At 63.1% G+C, this 24,447-nt stretch carries 21 protein-coding genes; 8 read left to right on the top strand and 13 right to left on the bottom strand.

All coding sequences use genetic code 11. The features are described from left to right. The first annotated feature begins 35 nt into the window (after positions 1–35). A complete protein-coding gene (locus JAB4_RS20605; protein ID WP_070223894.1) occupies positions 36–464 on the top strand; it encodes a thioredoxin family protein in 429 nt (142 codons plus the stop codon). Positions 465–470: 6 nt separating this feature from the next. Here JAB4_RS20605 and JAB4_RS20610 read toward each other — a convergent pair whose 3' ends face one another. Continuing rightward, positions 471–2,744 carry a molybdopterin cofactor-binding domain-containing protein gene (locus tag JAB4_RS20610; protein WP_070223896.1) on the bottom strand — a complete coding sequence of 758 codons (2,274 nt, stop codon included), beginning with the start codon at positions 2,742–2,744 and terminating at the stop codon, positions 471–473. 10 nt (positions 2,745–2,754) lie between these two features. Further along, positions 2,755–5,880: an EAL domain-containing protein gene (locus JAB4_RS20615; protein WP_070223898.1), complete on the bottom strand. Its 3,126-nt coding sequence runs from the start codon at positions 5,878–5,880 to the stop codon at positions 2,755–2,757. Between the two features lie 261 nt (positions 5,881–6,141). On the opposite strand from JAB4_RS20615, the gene JAB4_RS20620 reads away from it, so the two are divergent. Further along, positions 6,142–6,648: a DUF1993 domain-containing protein gene (locus JAB4_RS20620; RefSeq protein ID WP_034779265.1), complete on the top strand. Its 507-nt coding sequence runs from the start codon at positions 6,142–6,144 to the stop codon at positions 6,646–6,648. A 116-nt stretch (positions 6,649–6,764) separates the two neighbouring features. Here JAB4_RS20620 and JAB4_RS20625 read toward each other — a convergent pair whose 3' ends face one another. Next, positions 6,765–6,959: a DUF1289 domain-containing protein gene (locus JAB4_RS20625; protein WP_070223900.1), complete on the bottom strand. Its 195-nt coding sequence runs from the start codon at positions 6,957–6,959 to the stop codon at positions 6,765–6,767. After that, positions 6,959–7,531 carry a DUF1415 domain-containing protein gene (locus tag JAB4_RS20630; RefSeq protein WP_070223902.1) on the bottom strand — a complete coding sequence of 191 codons (573 nt, stop codon included), beginning with the start codon at positions 7,529–7,531 and terminating at the stop codon, positions 6,959–6,961. The genes JAB4_RS20625 and JAB4_RS20630 overlap by 1 nt, the downstream gene beginning before the upstream one ends. Positions 7,532–7,859: 328 nt before the next feature. On the opposite strand from JAB4_RS20630, the gene JAB4_RS20635 reads away from it, so the two are divergent. The 3 genes from JAB4_RS20635 to JAB4_RS20645 all read left to right on the top strand — a co-directional run bounded on the left by JAB4_RS20635 (position 7,860) and on the right by JAB4_RS20645 (position 12,058). Next, entirely contained in the window at positions 7,860–9,272 is a 1,413-nt protein-coding gene (locus tag JAB4_RS20635) for a transglycosylase SLT domain-containing protein (RefSeq protein WP_070223904.1), read from the top strand. Positions 9,273–9,371: 99 nt separating this feature from the next. Then, positions 9,372–10,160, top strand: a complete 789-nt coding sequence (gene fabI, locus JAB4_RS20640) for an enoyl-ACP reductase FabI (RefSeq protein WP_070223906.1) — start codon at positions 9,372–9,374, stop codon at positions 10,158–10,160. Positions 10,161–10,651: 491 nt separating this feature from the next. Beyond that, positions 10,652–12,058: a DEAD/DEAH box helicase gene (locus JAB4_RS20645; protein ID WP_035820280.1), complete on the top strand. Its 1,407-nt coding sequence runs from the start codon at positions 10,652–10,654 to the stop codon at positions 12,056–12,058. Between the two features lie 89 nt (positions 12,059–12,147). On the opposite strand, the gene JAB4_RS20650 is transcribed toward JAB4_RS20645, so the two are convergent. The 4 genes from JAB4_RS20650 to JAB4_RS20665 all read right to left on the bottom strand — a co-directional run bounded on the left by JAB4_RS20650 (position 12,148) and on the right by JAB4_RS20665 (position 13,744). Continuing rightward, positions 12,148–12,606 (bottom strand): acyl-CoA thioesterase, encoded by a 459-nt coding sequence (locus tag JAB4_RS20650; protein WP_034750191.1) that lies wholly within the window; start codon positions 12,604–12,606, stop codon positions 12,148–12,150. A gap of 88 nt (positions 12,607–12,694) precedes the next feature. Continuing rightward, positions 12,695–13,063 carry a hypothetical protein gene (locus tag JAB4_RS20655; RefSeq protein WP_070223908.1) on the bottom strand — a complete coding sequence of 123 codons (369 nt, stop codon included), beginning with the start codon at positions 13,061–13,063 and terminating at the stop codon, positions 12,695–12,697. A gap of 129 nt (positions 13,064–13,192) precedes the next feature. Continuing rightward, positions 13,193–13,330: a hypothetical protein gene (locus JAB4_RS20660; protein ID WP_162995739.1), complete on the bottom strand. Its 138-nt coding sequence runs from the start codon at positions 13,328–13,330 to the stop codon at positions 13,193–13,195. Positions 13,331–13,570: 240 nt separating this feature from the next. Next, positions 13,571–13,744, bottom strand: coding sequence for a hypothetical protein (locus JAB4_RS20665; protein ID WP_162995740.1), 174 nt, complete (start codon positions 13,742–13,744; stop codon positions 13,571–13,573). 137 nt (positions 13,745–13,881) lie between these two features. Between JAB4_RS20665 and JAB4_RS20670 the strand changes: the two genes are divergently transcribed. From JAB4_RS20670 to JAB4_RS20680, 3 genes are all read left to right on the top strand, one after another. After that, positions 13,882–15,114, top strand: coding sequence for a glycosyltransferase (locus JAB4_RS20670; protein ID WP_070223910.1), 1,233 nt, complete (start codon positions 13,882–13,884; stop codon positions 15,112–15,114). Between the two features lie 188 nt (positions 15,115–15,302). Then, positions 15,303–16,283, top strand: coding sequence for an EDSAP-1 family PEP-CTERM protein (locus JAB4_RS20675; protein ID WP_083286993.1), 981 nt, complete (start codon positions 15,303–15,305; stop codon positions 16,281–16,283). A gap of 108 nt (positions 16,284–16,391) precedes the next feature. Continuing rightward, entirely contained in the window at positions 16,392–17,384 is a 993-nt protein-coding gene (locus tag JAB4_RS20680) for an EDSAP-1 family PEP-CTERM protein (RefSeq protein WP_083286964.1), read from the top strand. Positions 17,385–17,403: 19 nt separating this feature from the next. Here JAB4_RS20680 and JAB4_RS20685 read toward each other — a convergent pair whose 3' ends face one another. The 5 genes from JAB4_RS20685 to JAB4_RS20705 all read right to left on the bottom strand — a co-directional run bounded on the left by JAB4_RS20685 (position 17,404) and on the right by JAB4_RS20705 (position 24,280). Continuing rightward, positions 17,404–18,504, bottom strand: a complete 1,101-nt coding sequence (locus JAB4_RS20685) for a nitroreductase family protein (protein ID WP_070223916.1) — start codon at positions 18,502–18,504, stop codon at positions 17,404–17,406. Then, on the bottom strand, positions 18,505–19,374 hold the full coding sequence (locus tag JAB4_RS20690) for a ThiF family adenylyltransferase (RefSeq protein ID WP_070223918.1): 870 nt from the start codon (positions 19,372–19,374) through the stop codon (positions 18,505–18,507). It lies immediately after the preceding gene. Positions 19,375–19,461: 87 nt separating this feature from the next. After that, positions 19,462–21,021, bottom strand: a complete 1,560-nt coding sequence (locus JAB4_RS20695; protein ID WP_070223920.1) for a methyl-accepting chemotaxis protein — start codon at positions 21,019–21,021, stop codon at positions 19,462–19,464. A gap of 122 nt (positions 21,022–21,143) precedes the next feature. Then, positions 21,144–21,341 carry a hypothetical protein gene (locus tag JAB4_RS20700; protein ID WP_010399555.1) on the bottom strand — a complete coding sequence of 66 codons (198 nt, stop codon included), beginning with the start codon at positions 21,339–21,341 and terminating at the stop codon, positions 21,144–21,146. A 95-nt stretch (positions 21,342–21,436) separates the two neighbouring features. Continuing rightward, positions 21,437–24,280: an insulinase family protein gene (locus JAB4_RS20705; protein ID WP_070223922.1), complete on the bottom strand. Its 2,844-nt coding sequence runs from the start codon at positions 24,278–24,280 to the stop codon at positions 21,437–21,439. Positions 24,281–24,447: the final 167 nt, after the last annotated feature.

The raw sequence follows: 24,447 nt of genomic DNA on the forward strand, positions 1-24,447 counted from the left end.
CGCCCGCGCCCATCAGCCTACTAATATATACAGCCATGTACAGCCTGACCCTCACGACCGATAACCGCGCCGACGTCGCGGCAGCCCTGGCCGGCCCGCGCTGGACGGTGGCCTGCCTGTGCGCGCTGTGGTGCGGCACTTGCGGCAGCTACCGCGCCACGTTCGAGGAACTGGCCGCGCGCCATCCGGACACCGTCTTCGTCTGGATCGACATCGAAGACCAGGCCGACGTGGTGGGCGACCTCGACATCGACAACTTCCCCACCTTGCTGATCCAGCGCGAGGATAACGTGGCCTTCTTCGGCACCGTGCTGCCCGACGGCGGCCTGGCGCACCGCATGGTGCAGGCGCAGCAGGCGCTCAGCGCCGAGGAACTGGCGGCGCTGGCCACCAGCACGCAGGAACGGCGCGACTGGCAGCGCGACTGCAATCTGCGCCATTTACTGGCTACCACGCTGGCCTGATCCGCATCAAGCCAGGCGCAGCGGCAAGCTGCGCAGGCGTTTGCCCGTCAGACTGAACACGGCGTTGGCCACGGCCGGCGCGATCGGCGGCGTGCCCGGTTCGCCCACGCCTTCCGGATGCTCGGCGCTGGCGATGATGATGGTTTCAACCTCGGGCGTTTGCCCCATGCGCAGCACCGGATAGTCGTGGAAGTTGCCTTGCTCGACCTTCCCTTCCTGGAACGTGATCTCGCCGCCCAGCGCCGCCGACAGGCCGAACAGCACGGCTGACTCCATCTGCTGGGCGATGATGTTCGGATTGACGGCGATGCCGCAATCGATGGCGCACACGACGCGCTGCACGCGGATCTCGCCGTTTTCCACGGACACTTGCGCCACTTGCGCGACGATGCTGCCGAACGACTGGTGCAGGGCCACGCCATGCGCATGGCCGGGCGGAGCACTGCCCGCCCTGGCGACGGCTGCATCGAGCACGGCCAGGTGGCGCGGATGCTGCGTCAGCATGGCGCGGCGGAAGGCGATGCCGTCCTGCCCCGCAGCATGCGCGAGTTCGTCGATAAAGCTTTCCTTGAAGAATGCATTATGCGAATGCCCGACGGAGCGCCAGTAGCCGACCGGCACGGCACTGTCGGCGATCACGTGGGCGATGCGCTGGTTGGCGATTTCATACGGCATGTCGAATTCGCCTTCCGCCGTGGTCTTGTCCGGCCCGGCGCCGGGCAGGCCGAAATTGCGCTGCAGGTACTGGTGCGTAATGGAGCCGCTGACGGATTTATTGTCCCAGGAAGCGATGCGGCCATGCTCGTCGAGCCGGGCCGCGAAGCGGGCCAGCGCGGCGGGACGGTACATATCGTGCTTGGTGTCCTGTTCGCGCGTCCACACCAGCTGCACGGGCGCGCCATCGCACTGCAGCGCGATGGCCACGGCCTGCGCCACCATGTCCACTTCCAGGCGGCGGCCGAAACCGCCGCCGAGCAGCAGCACTTCAATGCTGACATCCTGCGCATCGACGCCGGCCACTTTCGCCGCCACGTCGACGGCGATGCCGGGCGCCTGCGTCGACACCCACAGCATCACCTTGCCATTTTTCACCTGCGCGGTGCAGTTGACGGGTTCCATGGCGGCGTGCGCAAGGAACGGCGCGCGGTATTCGGCCTTGACGCTGCGCAAGCCTTGCACGGCTTTACTTTCCACCTCGCCGCTGGCGTGGTAGGCGTAACCGGCCTCGGTGTCCAGCAGGCGGGCAAATTCCGCATACACGCCCGCGCTGGACAAGTTCGCCTGCGGGCCGGCCTTCCACTGCGTCGGCAAGGCGGCGGCCGCCTGTCTGGCGCGCCACCAAGTGTCGGCCACCACGGCGGCACACGAGACGCTGCGCTGGGCCAGCTGCGGCGTCAGGTCCAGCACTTTCTTTACGCCGGGCATGGCCAGGATGGGCGCCGCATCGAACGCGGACAAGGTATCGCCCAGGCGCGGCGGCAGATGCAGGGCCGCGTACAGCATGCCGGGCGGACGCGCATCGATGCCGAAACGCGCGCTGCCGTTGACTTTGGACGGCGTGTCGCGGCGCGGCGCCGGCTGGCCGATCAGTTTGAAATCCTTGGGCAGTTTCAGCACGGGCGTGCCCGGATCGATGGCGGCGGCGCGCTGCGCCAGGCTGGCGTAGCTGGCGCGCCGGCCATCGGGGTGGAGCACGTCGCCATTTTCCGTGCGGCATTGCGCGGCAGGCACCTGCCACAACGCGGCGGCGGCTTGCAGCAGCATGGCGCGCGCGGACGCCCCCGCCTCGCGCATCGGACCCCAGCCATCCTTCACGCTCGACGAGCCGCCAGTGACGATCACGCCCAGTTCGCGCGCCGCCTTGGCCACCGTCCACTGGGCCAGCGCTTTGACGCGGCCCTGGTCATCGGGATGGAACGGCAGGCTATCCTTGAGCATGGCGACATTGCCGAAGATTTTATCGTTCGGCGCCTGGATCAGCTTGACGCTGGCCAGCGGCACGTCGAGTTCCTCGGCCACCAGCATGGGCAAGGCCGTGTGCACGCCCTGCCCCATCTCGCTGCGCGGCATGGCCAGGGTCACCGTGCCATCCGTGCCTATGGCCAGCCAGCCGTTCAAGGCCACGGCGCCATCCTGGAGCGGCAGCGGCGCACTGCCATGCAGGCGCTGGCGCGGCGGCAGCACGCCCCATCCCAGTACCAGGGCGCCCACGCCGGCCACGCCGAGGCCAAGGCCGCCGAGCAGGAAACGGCGGCGCGACGGGGAGGATTGTGCGGCCATGGGCTGTCCTTTATAGTAGTGAGTGATCGATCCAGCGCTCCAGCATATCCTGTGCCAGCACCGGACGGCTATAAAAATAACCTTGCGCCAGCTTGCAGCCATGGCGCAGCAGGAAGGCGGCCTGCTCTTCCGTCTCCACGCCTTCGGCGATCACGGACAATTGCATGCTCTTGCCCAGCTGGATGATGGCAATCGCAATCGCTTCGTCATTGACGTCCGTCGAGATATCCTTGATGAAGGAGCGGTCAATCTTCAAGGTCTGCACGGGCAGCTGTTTCAGATACGCGAGCGAGGAATAGCCGGTGCCGAAATCGTCGATGGCCAGGCCCACGCCAATGGCGTGCAAGTCGTTGATGAAACCGAGGGCGTCGCCCGTGTTCATGATGACGGACTCCGTCACTTCCAGCTGCAGCCGCTGCGGCTCGAGACCCGTTTCCTGCAAGATGGCGGCCACCATGCCGGCGATGCTGCCCCGTTCGAACTGCTTGACGGACAGGTTGACGGCCATCTTCGGCACATGCAAGCCTTGCGCCTGCCAGCGCATCATCTGGCGGCACGCTTCGTCGAGCACCCATTTTCCCAACTGGTTGATGAAACCGCTGTCTTCGGCCAGCGGAATGAAACGCGCGGGCGGCACCAGGCCCAGTTCCGGGTGGTTCCAGCGCACCAGCGCCTCGACGCCGACCAGGCGGCCCGTGTCGATTTCCACCTGCGGCTGGTAATTGAGGAACATCTCGTGCTTTTCCAGCGAACGGCGCAGGAACGTTTCCAGGCGCAGCCGCTCGACGCCCTCGCCCGTCATCGACGGCGCATAGAAGCGGTAGCCGTTGCGCCCGCGCGCCTTGGCCTGGTACATGGCCACGTCGGCATTGCGTATCAGCATGTTCAAGTCCAGCGCATCGTCCGGATACAGGCTGATGCCCACGCTGCAGGTGACGAACAGTTCGTGGTCGGCCACCGTGAACGGCTGGTCGAACATGGTCATCAGCTTTTCCGCCACCTGCGTCGCGCCGTACTCGCCGTCGATACCCTCGAGCAGCACGATGAACTCGTCGCCGCCCAGGCGCGCCAGGGTGTCGCCTTCGCGCAGGCGGGCCGCCAGCTGGCCGGCCACCTTCTGCAGCAATTCGTCGCCCACGTGGTGGCCCAGGGTGTCGTTGACGTTCTTGAAGCGGTCCAGGTCGATGAACAGCACGGCCAGCTGCTCCTGGTCGCGCGCGGCGCGCAGCAGCGCGTGCTGCAGGCGGTCGTGGAACAGCAGGCGGTTCGGCAGCGCCGTCAGCGGATCGTGGTGGGCCATGTGGTCGAGCTTTTCCTGCGACTCCTTGACCAGCGTGATATCGCTGAACACGCCCACGTAATGCGTGGTGCCGGCGCGCGCGTCGCGCACGGCGCTGATCGTCAGCCACTCCAGATACAGCTCGCCGTTCTTGCGCTGGTGCCAGATCTCGCCGCGCCAGAAACCGCTGGCCTTCAATTCGTCCCACATGGCCTGGTAGAACGCAGAGTCGTGGCGCGCCGAGCGTGTCAGCGAGGAATGCTGGCCCACCGCTTCGGCTTCGGTATAGCCGGTGATCTGCGTGAAGGCGGGATTGACGGTGACGATGATGCCGCCCGCATCGACCACCATCACGCCGTCGGCGATATGTTCGAGCACGGTGGCCGACAAACGCAGCTTTTCCTCGGCTTCCTTACGCGCCGTGATATCGGCATACACCCAGATGCTGCCCTCGTTGGGGCGCAGGGGATCGAGTGCGCAACCGCTGACCAGCGCCCAGAACAGGCTGCCGTCGCGGCGCTTGTACTGGCGCTCCTCGCTGAAATCGCCGCCTGCGGCCATTGCCGGATACTGGCGCTCACCCGCCTCCTCGAAGTCATATGAGGTCATGAACACGATGGCGGTGGAACTGCCCGTCATCTCGGCATGGCCGTAGCCGAACAGTTCCTCGCAGCGGCGGTTGACGGAAATGATGCGGCGGTGGCGCACGAACATCACGCCGAACATCACGTTGTCGAGGATCGCGCTCTGCTCCGTGAGCAGCGCCTCGATGCGCATCTCGTGGTGCTTGCGCTGGCTGATGTCGGCAATGATGCCGTCGATCCAGATGACGCCCTGCTCGCCCGCCTGCGGCTGGCCATTCTCGGCCACCCAGCGCTCGATGCCGAAAGCGTCGATGATGCGGTATTCGAGCGCATACGGCCGTTCGTCGGCCACCGCCTGGCGCACGGCGCGGCGGTGCTCGCGCCGGTCTTCCGGACAGATCAGGTCGGCCCAGGCATGCGTGGTACCGCGCATGAACTGGTGCGCCGAATAGCCGGCGATCTCTTCGATGGCGTCGCTGACGAAATCGATGGGCCCATCGGGCCGGTAGCGGAAAACGGCACCCGGCACCTGCGTGACGATGGTGCGGAAACGCTCTTCGCGCTGACCCACATCCTCGAACAGCTGGCCGATGGCCGCGCGCATTTGCTCGAGCTGGGCCGTCAGGCGACCCAGTTCATCATTGCTGTGCGACGTCAGCGGCGTGTCGAAATCGCCGTGCGACAGGCGGTCGGAAAAGCGCGTCAGGCGGCGCAGGGGTTTGAGCAGGCGGCGGTTCAGGAACAGCACGATCAGCGCCATCGACACGGCCAGCTGGGCGCCCAGCACGAAAATATAGGACATCTGCTTTTCGCGCAGCTCCTGCTGGCTGCGCGCGTCGTCCATCTCGACGACGATATGGCCGATGCGTTCGCCGCGCACGAGGATGTCGCGTTCGGCGCGGTACAGATTGCCCACGGGCCGCTGCGGCGCCTGCAGACGGATGAATTCCGTGTCGCCCTGCCCCAGCACCTTCACCAGCAGCACGGCGCGGTCGCGCATCACCGATTCGACCAGCGAATGGGCCGATTCCGCATTCATGTTCCACAGCGACTCCTGCATGCCCAGCGCCAGGATGTCGGCATTGCGCTGCAAGGCTTCGTTCAGGCTGGTGCGCGCCGACTGGCGCTCATGCACGCCGACCAGCACATAGCTGCCGAAAATGGCGGGCACGACCAGGCCGCCGAACACCACCAGCAGCAGGGCGCCATAGATCGATGAGCCGTACAGCACGCGCAGGCTGGCGCGCAGGCGCTGGTAAGGTGAATTAAACATGCGGCAACAGGGCAACAGGGATCAGGCGGGCGATCATCGAACTTTACAGGGGAATTCAGGTGACAAGGCGGGAAGAAACTTTTTCAAAAGCAATTATGCATGGAAAAAGCGGGAAAAGTCACCAATAAACACGTGTCAGCATCCAGGTCATGCTATATAGACAGGCTTGAAAAACCACACGTGGGCCGGCGCGCCAGGGCGGCGCCAGCAAAAAAGCGCGCGGCTTGCTATCATCGCGCCACTTTACCTAGAGGAACCACCATGACCTTCTCCATCTACTCCGCTTCGATCCCCGTCTTCAAACAGATCCTGGGCAGCCTGGCCGCCATCCTGGACAAGGCGGAAACGCACGCGCAAGACAAGAAAATCGACCCGAACGCCCTGCTGCAATTCCGCCTGTTCCCGGACATGCTGCCGTTCGTGCGCCAGATCCAGATCGCCACCGACTTCGCCAAGGGCTGCGGCGCGCGTCTGGCCGGCGTGGCCGTGCCGCCGTATGAAGACAGCGAACAGAGCTTTGCAGAGCTGAAAGCGCGCATCGTGAAAACCATCGCCTTCCTGGAAAGCCTGCCGCAAGCGGACATCGACGGCAGCGAAACGCGCGCCATCACCACCGGCAGCGGCGAAAAGACCAAGCACTTCACGGGCCAGACCTATCTGTTCCACTACGCGCTGCCGCACTTCTTCTTCCACGCGACGACGGCGTACGACATCCTGCGCCACAATGGCATCGAAGTCGGCAAGAAAGATTTTATCGGTAGTTATTAATAGTTGACGCCAAAAGTACCGGGGTCAGACCCTCAATGCCGCTCACACAAAAGTCATCGCCGGCATGTGAGGGGGTCTGACCCCAGCAGTTGCCCTTGGGTTTGGCAATACAAACGTCAGGTATTCCGGCGCGGATACCCCTGCGCCAGGATACGCACCCACACCACTTCCTTCTCTTCGTCCGTCATCGACACCCAGTGGGCCACTTCCACCACGGTGCGGCCGCAGCCGCGGCAAATTTCATCGAACGTCGTCGAGCACACGGCCACGCAAGGCGTGTCTGGACGCGGCGGCAATTCCTTGTCACCCATCAGGATACCTTCGGCAAGCCGAGCTTTTCCCAGCCTTCGACGCCCAGCGTTTCCAGGGTGGCGATATTCTTGTCGAAGATTTCCGATGCTTCCGGGAAGGCCTCGACGGCGCGCTCGATGCTGTCTTCCCGCAGCAGGTGCAGGGTCGGGTACGGCGAGCGGTTGGTGTAGTTGCTGATGTCGTCCTCGAACGTCTCGGCAAACTGGTAGTGCGGGTGGAAACTGGCCACTTGCAGTTCGCCGGCCAGGTGCATGTCTTCTACAGCCGCGTCGGCCACATCGAGGAACTCGTTGTAGTCGAGGAAATCGTTCAGGGTGTAAGGGTGGATCAGCAAGGTCGTGTCGATCTGTTCCGGGTCCGTGTCGGCCAGGGTTTGCAGCTCGTCCATCAGCATCGCCAGCAGATCTTCCGGGTTCTCCGACTCGCATACCACATAGCGGATCTGCTTCTTGACGTGCACGGCCTTGGCGAACGGGCACAGGTTCAGGCCGATCACGGCCTTTTCCAGCCAGGCAACGGTATTGGCGATGATGACGGCGTTGTCGTCGTCGTGGCGCGGCGGGGTGTTCATATACTTGACTCTCTATCAATAAGGCAGCCGGCAGCCAAATGGCCGGCCAAAGCCAAATTGTACGCACTCTTTGCGCAGTCTCATACCGGACGGGCGCCAAGCTTGCGCCAGCCTCGTCGCCATGTATGCTATAACAGCGGCCGAATCGCACATCTGGCAAATTAAATTTGTAATAATTGCATTATTAGCGACTGGAAACATCGCTATTGACGCCTATGTGCTGTCATCATGCTGACATAATTCTTGACTCCGGCATGTGGATATACGTACACTCGCAACTTGATCATGGGTCTGTCCGATGTTTCTCCGACGACAACAATGGAACACTATGCACGAAAACTCCTTTAAATCTACCGTCCTGGCGGCGTTGGCCCTGGCGCTTGCGCCCGCCCTCAGCCAGGCGTACGAAGCCGGTGTTGAGAGCGATAACGCGCCAGTCGCCGCCGCCGCACCTGCCCTGATCCCGATGACCGCCCAGGTCACGGCGAAACTCCCCACCCTCGACAACCGCCTGCAAAAGACCGACCGTCTGCTGAAAAACCTCAGCGACAATTCCGATCCGCTGCGCGAAGCCGACGTCTGGGGCCGCATTCGCAGCGGCTATGCGATTCCCGACATCAACAACCAGCTGGTGGCGAATCACGTCAACTGGTACGCCACCCGCCCCGACTACATCGCCCGCACCACGGCGCGTGCCTCGCGCTACATCTTCCACGTGGTGCAGGAACTGGAAAAGCGCGGCATGCCGACGGAACTGGCCTTGCTGCCGTTCATCGAGTCCGCCTTCAACCCGCAGGCATTCTCCAGCGCCAATGCGGCCGGCATGTGGCAATTCGTGCCCGCCACCGGGCGCGATTTCAACCTCAAGCAAAACATGTTCAAGGACGAGCGCCGCGGCGTGCTGGCCTCGACCGATGCGGCCCTGACATACCTGCAGCGCCTGTATGACATGTTTGGCGACTGGCAACTGGCCCTGGCTGCCTACAACTGGGGCGAAGGTTCGGTGCAGCGCGCCATCAAGAAAAATCAGGCACTGGGCAAGCCGACCGATTTCGAAAGCCTGGCCGACCTGATGCCGGCCGAAACGCGCAACTACGTGCCGAAACTGCAAGCTGTCAAAAACATCATCGCCAATCCGGCCCAGTTCGGCCTGACCCTGCCCGTGGTCGACAACCAGCCGTATTTCACGGCCATCGACAAGACCAGCGACATCGACATCACCGTCGCCGCCCAGCTGGCCGAACTGTCGATGGATGAATTCAAGGCCTTGAATCCGCAATTTAACCGCCCCGTCATCATCGGCGGCGAAAAGACGAAGATTCTGTTGCCGCAGGAAAACGCCGCCAAGTTCACCACCAACCTGGCGCAATGGGGCCATGCCTTGTCGAGCTGGACCACGCACAAGATCACCAATGCGCGCGAACGCATCGAAACCCTGGCGTCGAAATTCGGCACCACGGCCGACGTGCTGCGCCAGGCCAACAATATTCCCCAGCGCACCAGCCTGCGCGCCGGTTCCACCATCCTCGTGCCGAAAACCTCGGCCACGATGAACAGCGACATCACCCAGGAAATCGCCGACAGCGCCACCATGCTGCTGGAAGCGGACCGTCCTGAACGGGCCGCCAAAACGCTGCGCCGCGTCGCCAAGGGCGGCAAGGCGCAAACGGCACCGATCTCGCTGGTGAAGCCGCGCATCCAGCGTGGCGGCGGTAACAGTCGGGCAAAAGCGCGTCACTGATCGCCTGAGTTGTATTGACGCACTTCACCGGCCGCCACAGCTTTGCTGTCGCGGCCGGTTGTACATCCGCCCGACCCACCACCCCAGACAGGAGTCGTCATGGCTTTCTTGCAAGGCAAAAAAATCCTCATCACGGGCTTGCTGTCGAACCGCTCCATCGCCTATGGCATCGCCAAGGCTTGCCACCGCGAAGGCGCCACCCTCGCCTTCACCTATGTGGGCGAACGCTTCAAGGAGCGCATCACGGAATTTGCGGCCGAATTCGGCAGCGAACTGGTGTTCGACTGCGACGTGTCCAGCGATGAACAGATCGCCGCCGTCTTCCGCGACCTGGCACGCCACTGGGATCAATTGGACGGCCTCGTGCACGCCATCGGCTTCGCGCCGCGCGAGGCGATCGCGGGCGACTTCCTCGACGGCCTGTCGCGCGACAGCTTCCGCATCGCCCACGACATTTCCGCCTACAGCTTTCCCGCCATGGCCAAGGCGGCCCTGCCCCTGCTGCATCCGGGCGCGTCGGTCCTGACCCTGACCTACCTGGGCGCCGTGCGCGCCGTGCCCTACTACAACACCATGGGCCTGGCCAAGGCGTCGCTGGAAGCGTCTGTGCGCTACCTGGCCGAATCGCTAGGCCCGCGCGGCATCCGCGCCAACGGCATCTCCGCCGGCCCCATCAAGACCCTGGCCGCTTCCGGCATCAAGGATTTCAGCAAGCTGCTGGGCTTCGTGGCCGAGCACGCCCCGCTGCGCCGCAACGTCACCATCGAAGAGGTCGGCAACACGGCCGCCTTCCTGCTGTCCGACCTCGCGTCGGGCATCACGGGCGAGATCACCTACGTCGATGGCGGTTTTTCACAAGTGATGGCGGTCAATCCCGAAGTGGAGTAATGCGGTGACGTGTGCCGACCTGGCGGCATGCCAAGGGAATGTATCAGCTGGAGCCCGGCCTGCACGGCAGGCGCCGCCGCTGCCCGCCGACATCGTGGCCATGCTCAATTAAACGGGCGAAATCTACGTATTCCTACTGATTTCAGATAGGAAACATCTTCAAAACGTGGTAGGACTTGCGTTTCTTCCCATTTAGCCCGTGCAAAACGGCGGCAAATACGGTATAGTGTCGTTGTGCGCTGCAATATGTTCCCTTGAAGCGATGGCAACACCGCAGTCATGCACTACAAACTTAGCAGCTTCGCAAGCCTTAGCGCATCCACAGGATGCCGCTTATAAAGCCCTCCCGCCTTGTGTGTCGCACCTGACACCGTCCCGGCGCAAAGCTTTTGTGCCGAAATTTCTTTTTAGTTGAGTCATTTCGTTTTGGTTGGCGTTGCTATTTTGCGTTCTGCTTTTTGCAAGAACGCTGATTTTTACGAAAGAAAAGAATGACATTTGAATCCTTAGGCCTGCATCCGTCCATCATCGCCGCTCTGACCGAATCGGGCTACACCGCGCCAACCGCGGTACAGTCGCAAGCGATTCCAGCCGCGATCGAAGGCCGTGACCTGCTGGTCTCGTCGCAGACCGGTTCGGGCAAGACCGCAGCTTTCATGCTGCCGTCGCTGCACAAACTGGCCAGCGCCGAACAAAGTGCCGCCGGCAAGACGCCGAACCAGGAAATGCAAGCATCGCGCGCCCGCGGCGAGCGTCCACGCTTCAAGGCTGCCCAGCCAAAAATGCTGGTACTGACGCCAACGCGCGAACTGGCCCTGCAAGTAACCACCAACACCGACAAGTACAGCACCGGCATCCGCCGCATCAAGGCTGTGTCGATTCTGGGCGGCATGCCTTACCCTAAACAGATGCAATTGCTGGCCAAGAATCCTGAGATCCTGGTCGCCACCCCTGGCCGTCTGATCGACCACATGGATTCGGGCAAGATCGACTTCTCGCAACTGGAAATCCTGGTGCTGGACGAAGCCGACCGCATGCTGGACATGGGCTTCATCGACGACATCGAAAAAATCGTGGAAGCGACGCCGGAAGGCCGTCAAACCATGCTGTTCTCGGCAACCTTGGACGGCGTCGTCGGCAACATGGCCCGCCGCATCACGAAAAACCCGCTGGTCATCCAGGTGGCAAGCTCGAGCAACAAGCATGAAAACATCACCCAGCGCGTGCACTTCGTCGACGATCTGTCGCACAAGAATCGCCTGCTGGACCACCTGCTGCGCGACGAATCGCTGGACCAGGCTGTTGTGTTCACCGCCACCAAGCGTGACGCCGACACCATCGCCGACCGCCTGAACATCGCCGGTTTCTCGGCTGCCGCCTTGCACGGCGACATGCATCAGGGCGCGCGTAACCGCACCCTGGACGGCATGCGCCGCGGCCAGGTCAAAGTGCTGGTTGCCACCGACGTTGCCGCCCGCGGCATCGACGTGCCGACGATCACCCACGTGTTCAACTACGATCTGCCGAAGTTCCCGGAAGACTACGTCCACCGCATCGGCCGTACCGGCCGCGCTGGCCGCAATGGCCTGGCCATCTCGCTGGTGAACCACGCTGAAGGCATGAACGTCAAACGCATCGAACGCTTCACCAAGCAATTGATCCCGGTCAATGTCATCGAAGGTTTCGAGCCGAAGAAAACGGCATCGGCACCACGTTCGAGCGCCCGTCCAGGCGGCTGGAAACCAGGCGACAACCGTGGCGGCGCGAAGCCAGGCCAACGCACGTTCAGCAAGCCGGGCGCACCGCGCAAGGACGGCGCGCCGAGCACCGGCGGCGGCTACAAGGGTTCCAACCCGCGCAGCACCGACGGCGCACGCCGCAGCTACGGCGACCGTTAATCACGGCGCCATGCCGCCAGCAGGCGGCAGGCAATAAAAAAAACGGCCACCAGATCACTCTGGCGGCCGTTTTTTTATGCCGATTGCCTTTACTTCTTCGACACCTTCTGGCGCGACAGCTTGCGCAGCTTGGCTTGCTCGAAGCGCGCATGCTGCTCCGGCGTCTCGAGCACCAGTGGCGGCACGGCCACCGGCTTGCGGTTGGCGTCCACGGCCACCATCGTGAAATAGCAGCTGTTGGCGTGGCGCACCAGGCGCTGCTGGATGTTTTCCGTCACCACGCGGATACCCACTTCCATCGACGTCGTGCCCGTGTAATTGATCGAGGCGAGGAACGTCACCAGCTCACCCACGTGGATAGGCTGCAGGAACATCACCTGGTCCACGGACAGGGTCACCACATAGCTGCCCGAATAGCGGCTGGCGCAGGCGTAGGCGACGCTGTCGAGGTATTTCAGGATGGTGCCGCCATGCACGTTACCGGAAAAGTTGGCCATATCGGGCGTCATCAGGACCGTCATCGTCAGTTCGTGGGCCGACCAGTTCATCGCGCTGTCCAAAGTGTTCTCCAAAGGGGAAATAAAAGTGAGGGGGATGTGAAAACCGGCCCCAGGGGCCGGTTGCCGGGACAGGCTGTTACAGTCCCAGGGTGTCGATGTCGGCCAGCGATTCGCGGCCCTTGTCGGAAATGTCGTGGCCCTCGCCTTCGGCGCGCGCCACGATGTGGGCTTTCTTGCCCAGAAAGTATGCCACTTCCGTGTCCAGCTTGGTCAGCGGATCGGCGGCGACGGCGCGCAGCCCCATGATGCAGCGGCGCAGGAACAGCAGTTGCTGCGCCTTATCGGTGATGGACAGACGGCCATCGCGCGCATAGCTGAGCAGCTTCAGGCCCGACAGGCGCTTGGCATTGCGGGCAACGCAGGCGCTCGGGCGCTCGGTCTTGATGCCGCGTGCAACTTGCTCCAGCGCGTCATATTCATCGGTTGTTAATTTCTCGTTCTTCATTACTTTTCCATAAAAGGCCAGGTGTTCGGCCCCCATGGTACGCGCCCCGCTGCGCATCGGCAACAGGCAACGTGCATCTACCGCCGCCGGCCAGGCGGCCAGGCGGCGGAAACACGCGTGTGATGAGCGTTATTTGTAGCTGCGCAGCAGCAGCCATGCGAGGCCGCAACCAGCAACGGCACCCGCCAGGGCCAGCGCCACGAGGTGTTTGCTGGTGATCACAGGCCGCCGGCCCAGGTAGATTTTGTTATGCAAGGAATTGCCCACGATGGTCTCCTGTACAAGAATTTTTATGATGTCTCATTATAAGAACAGAATCGTGACGGCCGCATGACACTCGACAGTTGGGGCTTGATTTGTATCCACTCGGCAACATTTGTGGGCATTTTTGTTGTTTAAATGGCGTACCTCCGGCGAGGCCCGCGCCTTCCATTTCTGACTGGAAATAAACACGGCGCGCGCCTGCCCACCGCAGGCCTTGGCGCGGCGCCATGGCACGAAAACCGCTCAATGCATTTTCACGGGCGGTGGCGGCGGCGTTGGCTCCTCGACCGGCACGGGGTCGATGTGCGGCGGCTGTTCCGGCGGCGGCGTGAGGGGATCGCCTTCCGGCGGTGGCGGCATATCGGGTTCGGGCGTGCTGTGTGCACGCAGCGGGGAAAAATGGAATTGTGGCTGCATGGTGGCCTCCTTTGCCCCACTCTAGCCGATGCGGCCAAATCCTGGCGCCCGCCAGTGGCACGCTGCAGGGGAACTAAACGGCGTGGCGCCACTCCAACTTGACAGGCATCCCCTACAGCACGAGTGCAAGCGACCCTATGGCGCGCAAGAAAATCCTCTTTATGGCCGAGGCAGTGACCCTGGCCCATGTTGGCCGCCCACTGAGCCTGGCCCAGGGCCTGGACGAGGAAGTGTACGAGGTGCACTTTGCCTGCGCCGATGGGTATGACTTTTGTTTCAGGCAAGCCCACTTCCGCCGCTGGCGCATCGACAGCATTTCATCACTGCAATTTCTGCAGGCGCTGGCCCACGGCAAGCCCGTCTATACGGAAAGCACCTTGCACGCGTACGTGGAAGATGACTTGCGCCTGCTCAATGCCGCCCAGCCCGATCTCGTGATCGGCGACTTTCGCCTGTCGCTGTCCGTCAGCGCGCGCCTGCAGCACATTCCCTACATTACCGTCAGCAACGCCTACTGGAGTCCCTGGGTGCGCCAGCATTACACGGTGCCCAGCCTGCCCCTGACGGGCGTGCTGCCCATCTGGCTGGCCGATCCCCTGTTCCGCCTGATCCGCCCGCTGGCCTTCGCCTCGCATGCCGTCCCCCTGAACCGCGTGCGCCGACGCCATGGCCTGCCATCGCTGGGCAGCGACCTGCGGCGCATCTATACGGATGCCGACCGCACCTTGTACGCCGATATTCCCCAGCTGTTCCCGCCGCATGGCATGCCACCCACGCACGACTACCTGGGCCCCATCATCTGGGCGCCGCCGCTCGACTTGCCGGACTGGTGGCAGCGACCGGAACTGAGCAGCGGACGGCCGATCGTCTATGTCACGCTGGGCAGCTCGGGCCAGGGGCAATTGCTGCCGCGCGTGCTGCGCGCGCTGGCGCCCCTGCCCGTCACCGTGCTGGCGGCCACGGCCGGCACCATCCGCGTCGATGCCGTGCCGCCGAATGCCTATGTCGCGCCCTTTCTGCCGGGCGACGCGGCCGCCCGCCGCGCCAGCCTGGTGATCTGCAACGGCGGCAGCCCCACCAGCCAGCAGGCGCTGACGGCAGGCGTACCCATCATCGGCATCGCCGGCAACCTCGACCAATTCCTCAACATGCACGGCATCGCGGGCGCCGGCGCCGGCCTGCTGCTGCGCGCCGACCGTTTCCAGGAAACCGCCTTGCGCCATGCCGCCACGCGCATGCTCGACGATGGCCGCGCCAGGTTGGCCGCGCGTCAACTGGCCACGGCCATGCGCGACTATGTGCCAGGGCAACGCTTGCTGCCCCATCTGCACGCCCTGCTGGGCTCGTCGCCCCGTGATAGCCAGCCTTGACGGGCGCCGTCGGTTTTTCTTACAACGCGTCCGGCAACACCTGCACTGTGTCAACAAAAGCACGCCAAGTCATTGATTTCAAAAGAACCTCATGCGTTGGCATGGAAGTCGCTTAAGTCTGGCCATGAGCACCTGCCGACAGGACTCAGGCAAGACTTCCAGACTCACTCAACCACGAGGTGAATGACATGAAACTTTCTAAACTGAAACTGCTCCCGGCGGCAGCGACACTGGCCATGCTGTGCGCGGCCGGTAGCGCACAAGCGGGCGCCTACGGCTATTCCTACAACAACATCTTCGGCCTGGTCATCGCCGTGCCGACGGGCCAGATCACGGTGGCCAACAGCACAACGATTTCGCGCAGCACGGCCACCCTGAACGGCGTGAGCGTCATCAACGGCGGCGCCGGTTCGCTCGACGCGCCGCGCGCCAACGTCGGTGCCGTCACCAAGGGCGAAAACGACTTCACCCAGCAAGGCCCCACTGGCACCTATTCGCGCGGCGATGCGCAGATCGTCAGCACGCAGTTCCCTTCGTTCCCGCCCGGCTCCACCTCCACCCAGGTGGTGAACGTGGCCGAAGCCCATCTGGGCGGCCCTGCCGGTACGGCCGATGCCTCCGGGCGCAATGGCTCGACCACGGGTTTTTCCGTCGATTTCGTCGTCGGTTCGCCCACGGCGACGCTGAGCTTTGACTTCCTGGCGTCGCCCTTCATGCAGGTCTTCCTGCAAAGCACGGTCGGCCAGTTGTCCACGGCCACGGCCAACCTGGTCGTCACCTTCACCATCACGGATGCGGCGGGCCTGACGGTGTTCAACTGGACGCCCGATGGCGTGATCGGCTCGGGCATCTTCGGTGGCACGGAAAACGCCGACGGCGCCAACCTGAACACCAGTCTGGCGACCAATTTCCTGACGCGCGGCAACCTGTTCACCTACGACCCTTCCGGCTGCGGCACGCCCACGGGCACGGGCGTGGGTACGGGCTGCGGCAGCAACTTCAGCTCCGTCAGCAATGCTTTAACGGCCGGCAACTACACCTTGACCTTGAATGCGGTGGAAAGCGTGGACCTGGTGAAACAGGCGGTGCCGGAACCTGGCACTCTGGCACTGCTGGGTCTGGGCCTGGCTGGCCTGGGCTATGCCCGCCGCCGCAAGCTTGCCGCCTGAACCAGGCAACAGGGGGATTTACAGGCGAGGGAGTCTCCTCGCCTTTTTTTATGTGGCAAGCCTGTCGGTTTTCCTTACAACGCGGCCGACCGGCAGATGAGGATTTTCATGACTACATTTTCTTGTACCCGCTTGCCAACGGCCCTGCTGGCCTTGCTGTTGCTGGCCAGCAGCGGCACTGCCGGCGCCGCCGCCTATGGCTATTCGTACACCAGCGTCTTTGGCCTCGTCATCAGCAACCCCACCGGCTCCACCACCTTGGCCAGCAATATCGACCTGTCGCGCACCACCGCCACGCTCAATGGCAGCAGCGTCATCCACGGCGGCAGCAATGAGATCGATGCGCAGCAAGCGACACGCGGCGCCGTCACCAAGGGGGAAAATGATTTTACGCAACAAGGCATGGGCACGGCCTCGTTTGCGCGCGGCGAGGCGCAGATCGTCACCTCGCAAATCCCCCCCTTTCCGCCAGGCTCGACCAGTACGCACACGGTGAATGCGGCGGAAACCTTCCTCACGGGCGGCGGCAGCGCCGACGCCTCGGGACGCAACGGTTCCAGTACCGCGATGACCGTCAATTTCGTCGTCGGCCAACCGGGCGCGACCCTGGCCTTCGACTTCCAGGCCCTGCCTTTCATGCAGTTGTACCTCGATGCCCTGGCCGGCACGGGCTCGGCGGCCACGACGAATATGGCGATGACGTTTACCATCATCGATGAACATGGCCAGATCGTCTTCAACTGGGCCCCCGACGGCAACCTGGGCTCCGGCATCCTGGGCGGCACCGAACTGGCCGACGCCGCCAGCCTCAATACAGGGTACGCGCAAACGCCGCTGACCAGCGGCAGCGTGTTCACCTACGATCCCGGCGGCTGCGGCGCGCCCACGGGCACGGGCATCGGCACGACGTGCGGCGGGCAGTATGGCGCCGTCACGGACAATCTGGTGGCAGGCAGCTATACCCTGGTATTGAACATGCTGAACAGTTCCGAACTGGCCTATGTGCCGACGGACACGCCGATACCGCTACCTGGCACCTTGCCGCTGCTGGTGGCGGGTCTGGCGGCGCTGGCTGCCCTGGCGCCACGGCGGCGGCGCTGACCGCGCAGGGAGTCACGCCTCACGGCCCAGCCGTGGGCGCCACCAGCAAGTCTTGCAGCGGACGGCGCAGCGAGCGCGCACTCGCCGCCGGCCCGGCGCCGATGCGCCCGAGGAACACGCCCCGCTCGACCGCCGCCTCCCCCAGCACGCCCTGGCATTGCACGGCCAGCTCCTGCGCCATGTCCTGCATGCCATCGGTGCGCGAAAAGGCGCGCCGTTCGCGCACGTAGCGGGCAAAGATCAGCGGCGTCAGTTCCGGCTGCAATTGCAGTCCCAGTTGCGTGGCCGTCAGCCAGAAGCGCTGCATGGCGCGGCCGGCCGCCACGTAATCGTCGATATGGCGCGGCGGCGCATCGGCCAGCAGCACGAAATGCGCGGCACAATACAGGCCCGGCAGCAAGTCCATCTGCAGCCGCGGGGCAATCGTGCCGCCCAGCCAGGTATTGAAAAAATCCACGCGGCGCCAGCTGTGCATGACCCAGCGCATCAGCCGCGCCGTCATGGCATCGACGCCGAGCGCCTGCTCCGGGATGCGGTCGGCACTGAAGCGCGCCCCCCATTCGATCACGTCGCGGTGCACCTTGTGCGCTTCGGGCATGGTCAGGCGCAGCTTCGCATTGTCGAACATCAGCCGCGCGCAGGCCAGGCGCGCGCGCCCGCCTTCGAACCACTGCACGCCGTAGCCGGGCGGCAAGCTGGCCGCCAATGCCGCCTTTTCGCTGGCGCGCAGGCTGCGCGTGCTGAGCCGGCGCCGCTGCACGCTGCGGCGGGGCAGGAAGGCCGCCAGCGGATCGGGCAGCATGCCCGGGCTGTCGACCAGCCGTACATCGAAGGTGGGCAAGGTGTCGGGCATGGACAAACGCCGGCGCGCTTCCATGCGCAAGCCGTGACAGCTGGCCGCCAGTGCCATGCTTTCAAGCAAGGCACCCAGCGACAGCTGGCTGGGATGGCCGTCGAGGTCATACACGCAATGGCTGCGCGTATCGAAACCATGCACGACCACGTGCCGCTGGTCGACGACTTCAAAGCGCCACGGCTGCGTATTGTCGCCGCTGGGCGCCCAGCGCGCCTGCTCGAGGATGTTTTCCAGCACGGGATCGTTCAGCAATGCTTGCGCCATTTATGCCCCCTGTGCGGCGCGGCGCCGCTTGATGATGGCCATCGTCAGGCGCTGCAGCGGATGACGGTTGCCGCCTGGACGCCAAGTATGCACGAGCTTGTTGCGGTAGGCGTCGAAATGCACGCCGTGCGGCGCCGCCATCACCTTGCCCCGTTTTAACAGGATTTTCAAGGCTTCCGTGGCGGCCGCGCCCGCGCACAGCTGGCAGCCCATGATGGTCGACGGCCCGCGCCGCTCCTTCAGGTTGATGGCGGACGGGTCGACCAGATACGGGCCGTGCAAGCCGGACGGCGCCAGCCCGACGAGGAAGCGCAGGGCCTTTTCTTCTTCGGGCAAGTCGCCCCAGCCAAAATACTCTTCGAACGTCATGCCGCCCGGCATGAAGCTGAGCACGGCCGTGCCCATGCCCAGCGGCGCGGCCGTGATGGCGGGAATGCCCAGGCGCGCGCACGTGGCGAAGGTGGCCTGGCGCGCGGGGAAGGCAAAGAAATCGAGGCCATCCACGTACAGGTCGACACCGGCAAAGAACTCGGCCAGGTTGCTGTCGTGTATGCCGTCGGGAAATTGTTTAATCTCCAGCTCGGGATTGATGTCCTTCGCCATCTGCGCCAATACGGCCACCTTGGGCTGGCCCAGGGTCGACATCATGGCGCCGGCTTGGCGGTTGAAGTTGGCGATATCGAAGGTGTCGAAATCGGCGATGTGGAAGGCACCGATCCCCAGCCGCGCCAGGGTCAGCAAGTGTACGCCGCCCACGCCGCCCATGCCCGCGATGGCCACGCGCTTGCCGCGCAAGCTGTTTTGCTCCGCCTGCGTGACCCAGCCCAGGTTGCGGGCAAATGCCGCGTGATAGGAAAAACCTTCTGTCATGCTCACCTCTTCTGTGCATCCATTGCGGACGAAAAAGTTTGGACAGGTGAGCCGGGGATAAGTTCCCCCGTGACAGATAAAAAGCGGCTAGCGCGTCAGGCGCCGCTGCGCCGCGGCCGGCGCCACGGCGCCCACCTTGAATACGCTGACGATCTGCGCCAGCCCGGCCGCCTGCTCGTTCATGGCCTGCGCTGCCGCCGATGCCTGCTCGACCAGGGCCGAGTTTTGCTGCGTCATGTTATCCATCTCGACGATGGCCTGGTTGATCTGCTCGATGCCGGCGCTCTGCTCGGCGCTGGCCGAGGAAATCTCGGCCACGATATCGGTCACGTGCTGCACGCTGGAGACGACTTTTTCCATCGTCTCGCCCGCCAGCGCCACCAGTTTTTCACCGGCGCCCACTTGCTCGGCGGAGCTGTCGATCAGTTGCTTGATCTCCTTGGCGGCACTGGCCGAGCGCTGAGCCAGGTTGCGCACCTCGCTGGCCACGACGGCGAAACCACGGCCCTGCTCGCCCGCGCGCGCCGCTTCCACGGCCGCGTTCAGGGCCAGGATATTCGTCTGGAAGGCGATGCCGTCAATGACGGCGATGATGTCGCCGATTTTCTTCGACGAGGCATTGATGGCGCCCATGGTGTCGACCACCTGGCTCACCACGCCGCCGGCCTGCGTCGCCACTTGCGAGGCAGAAATGGCCAGCTGGTTGGCCTGGCGCGCATTGTCCGCATTCTGGCGCACGGTCGAGGTCATTTCTTCCATGGTCGAGGCCGTTTCTTCCAACGATCCCGCCTGCTGCTCCGTGCGCGCCGACAGGTCGTGGTTGCCCGAGGCAATCTCGCCCGATGCCGTGGAAATCGATTCCGCATCGCTGCGCACCTGGCTCACCAGATGCGCCAGGTTGTCGCGCATGGCCTTGATGGCCATCAACAGACTGGACGTATCGCCGGGACGCGTGTCGATCTGCGTGGTCAGGTCGCCCTGCGCGATTTGCGCCACGATGGCGGCGGCATAGTCGGGTTCGCCGCCGAGCTGGGCCAGGATGCGGCGCAGCATCAGGGCCGCCAGCGCGCCCACCACCAGCATCAGCGCGCCGCCGATGGCCAGCAGCACGCCCGCCTGGGCCCAGAATTTGTGGTTGATGTCATCGATATACGTGCCCGTGCCGATCAGCCAGTCCCACGGTGCAAATTTCACCACGGCATACATCTTCGCCACGGGATCGGGCACGCCCGGCCGCGTGCCGTCCGCCTGCACGAGGCCGATGCGGCTGTTGGCCAGCGCGGCGCGGTAGCGGTCGCCCGACTGCTTCATGTTCTTTTGCGGCGTGCCGATGCGCGACGCATTCGGATGCACGTACAGCAAATCCGTGCTGAAATCGCGCACAAAGTAATACATTTCGTCCTTGACGAAGCTGCCGATAGCCAGCTTGGCCTGCTGCTGGGCCTGCTCCCGCGTGAGCTTGCCCGACTGTTCCAGCGCGTACGCCTTTTCCACGGATGCGTTGGCCAATTCGACCAGCACCGTCAATTGCTCGACGCGCTCGGCCATCATGGTCTGGCGCAGGGAATACAGGGAGAAGGAAGCGATGAGGACGATGCCCAGCAAGGTGCTGAAACACAGGAGGAGAATGCGTGAACGGAGTGTCATGGGTGCCTGGAGTGAATAGGAAATTTAATTGCCCGATGGAAATCTTTTCAGAAAAGCAAAACGGGCGGCGCTACCGGGCTGTGCCCGGCAGGCACCGCCCGCTGTAAGTCGTGTTTAAAAGGTCAGGCCAAGGCTTCCTTGGCCGCCTCTTCCGGCGTCAAGCCGTCGTAGAACTGGTCGGTAAACCACTCGACCTGCTCTTCGATGTGGTCCTGCGCCTGCGCCACGGTGGCGCCGCCGGCCACGAGGAAGCCTTCGACCTCGATACACCAGTTGATCAACTCCAGGGTTTCCGGATCGAGCTCTTCTTTCTTAGCCATCGTATTTCCTTGCTTGTTAAATTGCGATATCACATCAATAAGCGGCAGTTTAACAGCTTCGCCACGCTGCCGCCCATGCAGATCAAACACGAGGATTACTTGGCTGCAACATTTTTACGTTCCGGATACAGCACCACCTGCACATAATTGTGCATGTCCAGGTAGCGCTGCGCCGCCAGTTTGACGGCTTGCGGCGTGATGGCGCGCACGCGTTGCTCATAGCGCAGAATGTGCGCGGGGTCGCGCCCCTGCGTCACCGAACCCATCAACTGATTCATCCAGTAGTTGTTTTCGCGCAGGGATTTCTGCTGGCGCGTGATCCAGTTCAGCTTGACCTTTTCCAGGTCGGCCACGGATGGCCCGTCCGCCTTCATCTTGTTGATTTCGGCAAAGGCGGCGGCGATCACCTTGTCCACGTTTTCCGGTCCCGTCGGCAAGTTCAAGGCCACCGAATAATGACCGTACGGATGCTGGCCCATCGAGGTTTCAAAGCCGCCGCCATAGATCATGCTCATCTTTTCGCGCAGCACTTCGATGACTTTCAGGTTCAGCACCTCGCCCAGCGCCTGCAGGGTCAGCTTTTGCTCGTCCGAATACGCGACGTCGCCATTGAAGGTGATGGAAATCGTACTCTTGGGCTCGCTGCCCATATAGATATCCTTCTTGACGACGCCGGTCACCGGGCGCATGCCCACGTCGCGGTAGGCGTGCGCCACCTCGCCCACGGGCAAGGTGCCCAGGTAGCTGGCGATCAGCGGCTTGATCTTGTCGAGCTCGAAGCTGCCCGCAAAGATGAAGGTCATGCCGCGCGCGCTGGAAAAACGCTGGCGGAAGATGTCCAATGAGCGGTCCAGGCCCACCTTGTCGAAGTCGGCCGCGCGCGGCACGCCATCGACGCGGGGGTTGTCGCCATACATGGCGTGCTGGATGGCGTCGTAAAACACGGCTTCCGGCTGCGCCATGCTGTTTTTCGCCAGGTCCTGCTGCTTGCCGATGAAGGACTGGTACAGGCCCGCATCCTTGCGCACGTCGTTGAAATACAAATACACGAGCTGCAACATGGCTTCCACGTCGGCGCTGCTGGCCGAGCCGCCAAAGCCTTCGCTCAGTTCGCCCAGCGAAGCGCCCACATTGACCGTTTTGCCGGCCAATACTTTTTGCAAGTCCAGCGGCGCCAAATCCTTCAACCCCATGCTGCCGACCACGGCGCTGGCGTAGCGGGCGTTGTAGATGTCGGCGTCGCCAAACAGCGACTGGCCGCCGAAGCGCGTCGAGCCCATCAGCACCTGGTCATTCTTGAAGTCCGTCGGTTTGAGCAGCACGCGCACGCCATTGCCCAAGGTCAGTTCCGTCACGCCGATGGCACTGTTTAACTTTTCCGAAACGATGCTGCCGCCGGCCGGCGGACCGTCCATCAGCTTGCTGGCGAGCACTTTTTCCGTGCGCGGCTCGACCTTCTGCTGCTCGGCCTTCGCCACGGCGTCGAGCAATTGCTGCTGCGTCGGCACGCTGGACGTCGCATCGCCCGCTTTCGGTTCGGCGCCCATGAAGACCACCAGCTTCTTTTGCTGGTCGGGAATCACCTTGGCCACCGTTTCGTTGATTTCCTGCAAGGTTACCTGCGGCAAGAGTTCCTTCGCGTACAGCAATTCATTGGCGATGCCGGGAATGGCTTCCTGCTCCAGGAAGTTGCGCGAATACTCGGCCACGAAGCCGGCCGAATCGGATTTGTCGCGTTCGCTGTACGCGCGCTCGTAATTGCGCAACATATCCTTGCGCGCGCGGTCCAGTTCATCCTGACTGAAACCGAAGCGGCGCGCCCGCTCGTCTTCCTGCACCAGCGCATCGACGGCCGGCTGCACGCCGCCCTTGCCCAGCAAGGCATAGGCGCTGAACGATTCATAGCCGCGCACCAGCTTGCCCATGCTGCTGCCGCCCTGGATGAACGGCGGGTTGGCCTGCTGCGTCAATTCCTGCATGCGCGCGCTGAGCATTTGCCCATACAGGTTTTCGATCATCTGGCGGCGGTAGTCGGCAATGGTGACGGGCTCCTGCGCGGCGCGGATCGGGTAGCGGATGAAGACGCTGTCGTCCGGTGCTTCCTTGTCCGTGATCACCACCGCTTCCGTTTGCGAGCGCTGCGGCACTTCCGCATACAGGCGCGGACGCGGTTTCGCGGGGTTTTTCAGCTTGCCGAAATGCTGGCGTATCATCGCTTCAGCCTGTTTCGGCTCCACGTCGCCGACCACCATCACGGCCATCAGGTCGGGACGGTACCAATCCTTGTAGAAACGCTTGATGGCTTCCGGCTTGAAGGTTTTCAACACGGATTCCTTGCCGATCGGCATGCGTTCCGCATAGCGCGAACCGTTCAGCAGCTTCGGATACAGCACCTTGTTCATGCGGTCGCTGGCGCCCTTGCCCAGGCGCGCCTCTTCCAGCACGATGCCGCGCTCGCTGTTGATGTCGGCCGGATTGAATTTCAAGCCGTGCGCCCAGTCTTCCAGCACGAGAAAACCTTTTTCCAGGTTTTCCTTCTTGTTCGTGGGAATCGGCAGCACGTAGACGGTTTCATCGAAGCTCGTGTAAGCATTCAGGTCGGCGCCGAACTTCACGCCGATCGATTGCAAGTAGGAAATCAGCTCATTGCGCTTGAAATGCGTGGAGCCATTGAAGGCCATGTGCTCCGTGAAATGGGCCAGGCCTTGCTGATCGTCATCTTCCAGAATGGAGCCGGCTTTCACCACCAGGCGCAATTCCACTTTCTGCGCGGGACGGGCATTTTTCTTGATGTAGTAGGTCAAGCCGTTCGGCAGTTTTCCGACGGTAACTTCTGGCGCCAGCGGCAGGGGATCGGTCAAACGGATTTCCGCCTGGGCCATGCAGGCGCACGCCAGCAAGACGGCGCCTGAGATCAGGCGTAATTTACTCAGCTTCATGTATTCTCAACGGTAAAATTCAGTAGCCATACCTTACACTGAAATCGTCTTTCCGCCATTAAAAACAGCTTAGGGTAAACCATTTTCCCCAGGGAACTTTGCCGAATAACAAACTCAACAGTGTCCTGCCACATTTTTTCATCTGTGCTAAAGTATTGCCGCCGGTC

This window comes from Janthinobacterium sp. HH102 (assembly GCF_001758625.2).
GTDB lineage: Bacteria > Pseudomonadota > Gammaproteobacteria > Burkholderiales > Burkholderiaceae_D > Janthinobacterium.